We start from the raw sequence: 7062 nt of genomic DNA on the forward strand, positions 1-7062 counted from the left end.
GTCTTACGCTTGCCTCCGCGTCCGTTTAATGTCTCGGACTGCCCGCCCGCGACTAATATATTTATCGCTGCATTCTCGTCTAAGAACATGTTTTGCACCACAGTTGAGACACTCCCATTCTCGCACCTGAAGGTCTAGCTTCCCACCTTTAAAGCCACAATTTGAGCAAACTTGGGATGTAGGCTCCCAACGACTAATTACTCTGAAATCGCGACCATATTTTTCTGCTTTTCCTTCTAAAAAAGTCCTGAATGTTCTCCAACCTAAATCTGATATGGCTCTGGATAATTTACGGTTCTTAATCATACCAGAAACGTTTAAATCTTCTAAAACAATTGTTTGGTTTTCACGAATTATTTCAGTAGATAATTTATGTAGAAAATCTGTCCTTGTATCTTTCAGCGTGGCATGGAATTTAGCTACTCTAATCCTGGCTTTTTCATACCTTTTAGAGCCTTTAGTTTTATGAGATAATGACTTACTTAACTTTCTTAATTTCTTAATTCGTTTTTTCAGTGGCTTAGGAGCATCAATCTTTGTACCGTCACTAAATGTAGCAAAGGTTTTAATACCTAAATCTATGCCTACTGAATTATCAGTTTTAGGTAAGATTTCTGGTTGTATTTCTACTACAAAACTCAAGAAATATCTATGAGCTGAATCTTTGATTACTGTTACTGATGATGGAGCAGTAGGTAATTCTCTTGACCATACAATTTTCAGCTTTCCAATTTTGGCTAAATAGATTTTATGTTGACCAACTTTAAAGCCTCCCTTTGTAAATCTAGCAGTTTGCTTTGATTTTCTACTTTTGAATTTAGGAGGTTTAATAGGTCTACCTTTTCTCTTGCCTTGAGTTGATTTAAAAAAGTTTTGATAAGCCTGGTTTAAATCATTCAATGATTGCTGCAATGCTATGTTAGAAACCTCTGACAACCATTCTCTTTCTTCAGTTTTTTTAGCTTGAGTAATAAAAAGCTTTTGTAGTTCTGAATTAGAAGATTTCTTTTCTCCTGATTTATACTTCTGTTGGCAATAAGCTAGACTATCATTCCAAACCACACGGACACAGCCAAATAGCTTGGCTAATCGGTATTTTTGTCCCGGGGTTGGATATATACGGTACTTAAATCTAGCTTTCATAACTTGACGCATCAAACTAACAACATGATAACATATTTATTGAAAAAAAATCAACCCGCAAGCAATAAAAAGTCGCCCGCTTATGGGCGAGGCTTGAGACCCATTTTTTCGGTCAACCTAAATTAAACTATCTCAAACTAGGCCCTAAGGTATTTGCCAAATGATTCTGGGTTCTGGCATTTAATTTTTAGTTCTGGCATATTTATTATTTCCTTTAAAAGTGATTTATTTTTGTACATTAATTCATTGAAATTGCTTTTCAGATAAATCTCTAGCAATATCTTTAGGAATCACATCATCACTTAAGCCAAAGTTTTCTACTGAGATTCCCTCAGATTTTAAAGTGGGTATCCGTAAGTTAAAAGCAATCACTAATTGATTATTTTCAATATTGATATTAGTTACATTAACTACACTCTTTTCTGTTAACAAACTATCAAGTGGTACTTGAGGAGATGACCGACATCTATATCCATCTATTTCCAGCCATTCAGAAATATTTCTCCAATTTTCGATTCTGCGATCGCGTCTATCGACTAAACTTTTGACATATTTATATATGGTTGCACATAAATCAGTTTCTACACCTTTGGGATTTTTTTCTAGCTTTTTAGCTATTTCTACGGGACTGTAGCCACAGAGTAAACCTCGTAGATGTAGCTTTTCAGTAGGAGTCAAACGCTTTCCTTTAGCAGAAGCAAGGTCTGTATAGAGGGTTTCTAAGTCCCAATTTTGGGCTGCTTCAGCAAATTGTTTGTCGATGGAGGCCATAGTTGAGAGAATTGTTAAAGTTTCTGATGTAATTCTAATATAAGTTCTAAGTTTTATCAGTGTTAGTCTCAGATTGGTTAAGTTATTATGGATATATGATTGAACACTTTCTTTCAATCAAGTTAACTTCAGTAATCACTGATAATTGTTAGTGGAGTAACCAACTAATGGCTTGGGATATTTTAATACAAGCTGCTGCTGGATTTCTTATCGGCGCTGCTGCTGGTTATGCTTTTGCTGCAATCGTTGAAGCCCTATCAAGAGCTTTTGCTAATGTGTGGGAACAATTTGTTGTTGGGATTAAACAAATATGGGGGTATGTAACAGAAGCAACGAAATATTATTTGGCTTTGGTTGCTCAATTCTTAGACAATAACTGGCCGGAGATTGAATCTTATCTAAGACAAGAATTTGGCTATCGTAGCGAGTGGTTACTAGCAGTCTTCAGGAATGGGTTGGATGTAATAGTTGCATTTGTAGATCCAAAACGCTCAGATATGCAGCCAGTTATGATTTCTTTAAAACCTTTAGAAGACAAAGATGTTCAGTTGCCAACGCTCCAAAACAAACCGATAGTTGCTGTATTAAATAGTTAGTTAATAGGAGGTAAAACAAATGGGTTTTTTTGCATGGGTTGGTAGTCTAATAGATCAGTTTTTAAGCTGGTTAGGAGAAGTTGTTAGATACTTTATTGAAGCTTTGGTTTATGCTCTGCAAAAAATCTGGGAAACTTTCGTAGTTGGTGTTCTAATAGCAGCTTTTGGAGCTGGGGCAACCTTATACGTTATTTTTTATGCTGGTGCAGTTCTTGGGGAAACAATAATGGAAATTTGGGACCCCAGATATACAAATAGTAAACCTTCAGAAGTTTTCACACTAAAGCAAGCACCTCAAGATTCGCCTTTACCTGAATATCGTTCAGAAGCAAAGGTACTGGAACTAGAAAATTGGTCTTAATTCCAAAAAGGAGTCAATGATTATGTCACGAATACCTGCTGAAAAAATCTATCTAGAAATTGGTTTTCGTTCTCCAGAAACTTATGGAAATTTAAAGACTATTGAGTTGTTAGGAGTTCCTGGGCAAAGATTAAATAATGGAGAGTGTGTTGTTAATGAAAAAACACAAAAATTCTTTGATAAATTAATCGTCAGAGAACTATTTCGTCAAAGTCGTTTATTGCCCAATTGCAGTTTTGAATATCTCAAAATATGGCTGTATGATACTGAAATAGAAAACAATGAAAGAGGGTATAGTATTCCTACAATTGATAGAGGTGATTTAGAAATTAGGTCTAATATTCCAGGTTCTAAGTTAGAGCGAATTTATGTTCTAGATAATGAGTTAACTGCTCAAGAATACCAAATTTGGAAAAGAGATGCTGAAAATCTTTTCAACCCCTTATTTAGACAATTTATTGCACCACCAGAATTACCATCACTTTTAACTGAAGAATCAATAGCTAACAATCCTTTTACTCAGGTATTTAAGCCATTAGTAGAAGGGATAGAAAAAACAACTGAAGCTCTCGACAAATATGCCAAAATGAAGCAAAGTCTATTTTTTAATGCTTTGATTATTCAAATAGATTGACTGTTGAAATACAGAGAAAGTTAGTTGTTAATTTGAAGTAAAAATTTAGAGGTAGTTATCAATGCCACGCAGCGATCCGCCAAGAGACAGAGAATCACAGTTCCGCCAATATAGTCAGGATAATTCTATGCCAAAAAGAAATAAGAAAAATTTTTTTGATTCGTTGAGTAAATTTTTTGGTGGTAAGAGAAGTTCTACAACTGAAATGTTGTATGGAAAATTGGAGCCAATCTGGGATATAAATATTGCTCCAGTTTTAATTGAAGCATTTGGAAAAGGAACAACTTTACATTTGATACTTTACTTGGAAGGTTATTCTCACGAACTAACTATGGAAGTGTGGGACCCAAAGCACGTTGAAAGCAAACCATCCCAGGTATTTAAATTATCAGGAATAAGTGGTAATGAGATTAATAATTTTCCTAAAGATAGGTCAAAAGCTTCAATAATGACTTTGGAAAATTGGCATGACTAATTTCCTAAATACAATTTCAATAACCCAGGAATAAAAAGAGTTAAATCAGAGTAATTTATTTGGAGTATAACTGTTAGTTGCAATTTATAACTTAAAGGAAAAATTTTCATGCCAAGAGCTGATAAAATAGGATTATTTCGACAAGCAGCAGGAGAAAAAAATACCTCGACGAGTAATGATGTTAATGATACTCTACAGTCTAAGAATGATACAAAATCTAGTTATTCAGAAAAACCAGAATCAAGTATAGATTTTACCTCCTATCTAAGAGAGCCAAAATATACTCTTGAAGATGTTATTTTGCCTCAAACTACTAAAAATCAAATAGACTTAATTTTAGCAGAAATTGAGTATCAGGATTTAATCTATAATGAGTGGGGAATGGGCGAAAAACACAAGTTGGATAAAGCTCTTTCCATTAATTTTTCTGGTCTCCCAGGAACAGGAAAAACCTTAACTGCTGAAGCACTTGCTCATGCACTAAAACTGAAAATTCTGGTTGTTCCTTATCAGCAACTTGAATCTAAATATGTTGGTGAAACACCAAAGAATATTGCTAAAGCATTTGAATTTGCTAGTAGCCAGAAAGCAGTTTTATTCTTTGATGAAGCAGATTCTTTTTTAGGTAAACGTTTAGAAAATGTGACTCAAGCAACGGATACTGCAGTTAATTTAACTCGTAGTGTGATGTTGATGCAGCTTTCTTCTTACGAAGGAATCGTTATTTTCGCAACTAACCTAATTCGTAACTACGATCCAGCTTTTATCAGCAGAATTCGATGGAAAACTCAATTTGATTTACCTGATGAAGAGGCGAGGGCAAAAATTTGGCAAGCTCAAATTCCTAATAAACTTCCATTAGATAAAAATTCAGTAGATTTTTCTGAAATTGCGAAACAGTTTGATGAAATATCTGGTAGAGACATCAAAAATGCTGTGTTCAAAGCTGTAGTTGCTGTTGCTAGGGAAGATAAACCTAAAGAACAAAAATGTGTTACTCAATCTCACTTTGCTCAGGCAATTACTGAGATTATTGAAGCTAATAAGGCAGCATCAAAACAGGAAATAAAGTTAACACCTGTTGATGGTACGGTAGAATTACCTCCTCCATCAAATACAGAAGTTGATGGTACGGTAGAATCACCTCCTCCATCAAATACAGAAAATGATAGTTAGGGTTTGCTGAAAAAGTCTTTTTGCACTTGGCAGGGAGTAGGGAGTAGGGAGTAGGGAGTAGTGAATACTCAAGAGGAATCAGGAGTTGTAGAGGACGTACAAAGGAAAAATTATCCTAAGATTGTTCTGCCTCTTAACTTACGCCAATACTCACTTTTTGAGCTTACCTAGGCAAAAATCTGGTACTTTTTCACTACCTAAAAAGGCTAAAACCTTTATATATCAAGACTTTTCTATTTAATCAGCAAGCCCTAGTTAAACCATGAAACGTTAGGGAAATTTACAAGCGATCGCGAAGCGGTGCGGACGCACTATCGCTCCTCCATTCCACCAAAAAAATGAGGAACATCGCTATTTTTTGCTACTGATACTTCAACATTTGAATGACACATTTATATATCTATAATTCAACTATCAACATGATAGTCTATACAGATAATTAAACCTGCTAGTAACTCTTCAAGGATAGGATTGGAAACTCGCCCAAGATATTTAACAAACCTTTCATTAGCAATACTACGAACTTGAAGCACATTACCCGCAGAGTTGTTATCTAAACCATTTTCATCAGTTTTCGGTATCGAAATCATAAAGGGGCGGTTTTGAAATTTAGGTTGCCATTTAGCTACAGGAATAATAATTCGGACACTGACTGAGCTAAAAATGTTTGAACTAATCACAACTGCTGGGCGAGTTTTTTTGATTTCTTGACCTCTAGTTGGATCTAGTTGTACTAACCAGACTTCTCCTCTTTTAGGATTATTCATTTTCGGTTTCCCAATCTTCTCCATCAAGAATAGAAAACTCTGTTAATTCTGGGTCATTTAAAAAATCTTCAGCAGTTTGAGCTATTGATGCTGTTAATAATTTATGACGCTCTGCTATAGGCAAACGAGAAATTTCTTTGAGAGATAACTGATTTTTAGAATCAACTTGAGATAGCTTCAATTTGTGCTGAATAAACTGAATAAAGTCTAGCACTTCCTGTTGTTTTTCAGGTGGTAATAATTTCAGATTATCTATAATTTCTTGTTCAATATTATTATTTGTTATTGCGGTCATAAAAATAATCTCCAACTCATATAAATCAAGCAAAAAGCTATAACTACCTCAAAAGACTCTTAATTTCCTGCAATACTTCTACCAAAGTAGGAGCATTTGAGGAAATAACATTATCTTCACTTCTATCATGTTTATGATGAGGAAAATTGGGTAAATTTAGCTTTTTATGATGCCTAGTATTGTCATAACGAAAAATCAATTTTTTGGAGGCAGTCATATATTGATATGCGTACATACCACGATTGATGATTGTTTTCACATTTACAAATTCACGCCAATAAAGAATAGAACCATCTATAAAGTTTATTTCACCTACAATAAAACCTCGATCATCTGTTCGTTCATCAGATGTAATACTGAGTGAAGTTACTAATGAGCAAGAGTTAATTGCTTCACGAATTTCTTGAACATAATCCTTAATTAACAAACTCAACCACCTGTAAATTTTCTACTTCTTCACAGAGATTTTTCAGCATCCAAGATTCTCCAATCCATTCGTCTAATTCTAGAGTTTCTGTAAATTCATCATTTTCATATCTTCTGATAAATTCTTCTGTAGATAACTGATATTTAGTCTCAAATTTCTGCAATCTTTGTTTGGTTTGTTCAATACCATCAGACAAAGACTGTAATTCTTTTTCTAATGCTGCTTTTAAAAATATTTTTAATGATTCTGGATGCTGGCATTTAATCTTAAGTTCTGGCATATTTACCTCCTGAGAATATTTTCAATTTCCTGCAATACATCTACTAAATTAGGAGCATTTGAGGAAATAACATTTTCTTGACTACCTTCATGTTTATGGTGGGGAAAATTTGGTAAGTTTAGCTTTTTATGATGCCT

The 7062-nt window shown here is 34.4% G+C and carries 12 protein-coding genes; 5 read left to right on the plus strand and 7 right to left on the minus strand.

Features of this window, described 5'->3' with window-relative positions:
- Window positions 1–3: 3 nt before the first annotated feature.
- Window positions 4–1143, minus strand: coding sequence for an RNA-guided endonuclease TnpB family protein (locus tag F6K54_RS36855; protein WP_366558343.1), 1140 nt, complete (start codon window positions 1141–1143; stop codon window positions 4–6).
- A 243-nt stretch (window positions 1144–1386) separates the two neighbouring features.
- Window positions 1387–2031: a helix-turn-helix domain-containing protein gene (locus F6K54_RS36860; protein ID WP_293088883.1), complete on the minus strand. Its 645-nt coding sequence runs from the start codon at window positions 2029–2031 to the stop codon at window positions 1387–1389.
- Between the two features lie 50 nt (window positions 2032–2081).
- On the opposite strand from F6K54_RS36860, the gene F6K54_RS36865 reads away from it, so the two are divergent.
- The 5 genes from F6K54_RS36865 to F6K54_RS36885 all read left to right on the plus strand — a co-directional run bounded on the left by F6K54_RS36865 (window position 2082) and on the right by F6K54_RS36885 (window position 5156).
- Window positions 2082–2510, plus strand: coding sequence for a hypothetical protein (locus F6K54_RS36865; protein WP_293088884.1), 429 nt, complete (start codon window positions 2082–2084; stop codon window positions 2508–2510).
- Between the two features lie 19 nt (window positions 2511–2529).
- Entirely contained in the window at window positions 2530–2871 is a 342-nt protein-coding gene (locus tag F6K54_RS36870) for a hypothetical protein (protein WP_293088886.1), read from the plus strand.
- Between the two features lie 22 nt (window positions 2872–2893).
- Entirely contained in the window at window positions 2894–3505 is a 612-nt protein-coding gene (locus tag F6K54_RS36875; RefSeq protein WP_293088888.1) for a hypothetical protein, read from the plus strand.
- A gap of 61 nt (window positions 3506–3566) precedes the next feature.
- Complete coding sequence (locus F6K54_RS36880) at window positions 3567–3980, plus strand: hypothetical protein (protein WP_293088890.1); 414 nt, start codon at window positions 3567–3569, stop codon at window positions 3978–3980.
- A 108-nt stretch (window positions 3981–4088) separates the two neighbouring features.
- Window positions 4089–5156, plus strand: coding sequence for an ATP-binding protein (locus F6K54_RS36885; RefSeq protein WP_293088892.1), 1068 nt, complete (start codon window positions 4089–4091; stop codon window positions 5154–5156).
- 407 nt (window positions 5157–5563) lie between these two features.
- Here the strand turns inward: F6K54_RS36885 and F6K54_RS36890 are convergent, their stop codons facing one another.
- From F6K54_RS36890 to F6K54_RS36910, 5 genes are all read right to left on the minus strand, one after another.
- A complete protein-coding gene (locus F6K54_RS36890; RefSeq protein ID WP_293088894.1) occupies window positions 5564–5923 on the minus strand; it encodes a type II toxin-antitoxin system PemK/MazF family toxin in 360 nt (119 codons plus the stop codon).
- Window positions 5916–6218 (minus strand): hypothetical protein, encoded by a 303-nt coding sequence (locus F6K54_RS36895; RefSeq protein ID WP_293088896.1) that lies wholly within the window; start codon window positions 6216–6218, stop codon window positions 5916–5918. The genes F6K54_RS36890 and F6K54_RS36895 overlap by 8 nt, the downstream gene beginning before the upstream one ends.
- A 43-nt stretch (window positions 6219–6261) precedes the next feature.
- Window positions 6262–6645 carry a DUF6516 family protein gene (locus tag F6K54_RS36900; RefSeq protein WP_293088898.1) on the minus strand — a complete coding sequence of 128 codons (384 nt, stop codon included), beginning with the start codon at window positions 6643–6645 and terminating at the stop codon, window positions 6262–6264.
- Window positions 6635–6925: a hypothetical protein gene (locus F6K54_RS36905; RefSeq protein ID WP_293088900.1), complete on the minus strand. Its 291-nt coding sequence runs from the start codon at window positions 6923–6925 to the stop codon at window positions 6635–6637. Before F6K54_RS36905 ends, F6K54_RS36900 begins: the two co-directional genes overlap by 11 nt.
- 2 nt (window positions 6926–6927) lie before the next feature.
- On the minus strand, window positions 6928–7062 hold a 135-nt coding region (locus F6K54_RS36910), incomplete at its 5' end, for a DUF6516 family protein (protein ID WP_293088902.1).

Origin of the sequence: Okeania sp. SIO3B5 (assembly GCF_010692555.1) — a bacterium.
GTDB lineage: Bacteria > Cyanobacteriota > Cyanobacteriia > Cyanobacteriales > Microcoleaceae > Okeania.

Coding starts and splice junctions, on each gene's coding strand:
- F6K54_RS36895 (WP_293088896.1), bottom strand. CDS start 6,218: ATGACCGCAATAACAAATAATAATATTGAACAAGAAATTATAGATAAT.
- F6K54_RS36905 (WP_293088900.1), bottom strand. CDS start 6,925: ATGCCAGAACTTAAGATTAAATGCCAGCATCCAGAATCATTAAAAATA.
- F6K54_RS36880 (WP_293088890.1), top strand. CDS start 3,567: ATGCCACGCAGCGATCCGCCAAGAGACAGAGAATCACAGTTCCGCCAA.
- F6K54_RS36885 (WP_293088892.1), top strand. CDS start 4,089: ATGCCAAGAGCTGATAAAATAGGATTATTTCGACAAGCAGCAGGAGAA.
- F6K54_RS36865 (WP_293088884.1), top strand. CDS start 2,082: ATGGCTTGGGATATTTTAATACAAGCTGCTGCTGGATTTCTTATCGGC.
- F6K54_RS36875 (WP_293088888.1), top strand. CDS start 2,894: ATGTCACGAATACCTGCTGAAAAAATCTATCTAGAAATTGGTTTTCGT.
- F6K54_RS36890 (WP_293088894.1), bottom strand. CDS start 5,923: ATGAATAATCCTAAAAGAGGAGAAGTCTGGTTAGTACAACTAGATCCA.
- F6K54_RS36870 (WP_293088886.1), top strand. CDS start 2,530: ATGGGTTTTTTTGCATGGGTTGGTAGTCTAATAGATCAGTTTTTAAGC.
- F6K54_RS36855 (WP_366558343.1), bottom strand. CDS start 1,143: ATGAAAGCTAGATTTAAGTACCGTATATATCCAACCCCGGGACAAAAA.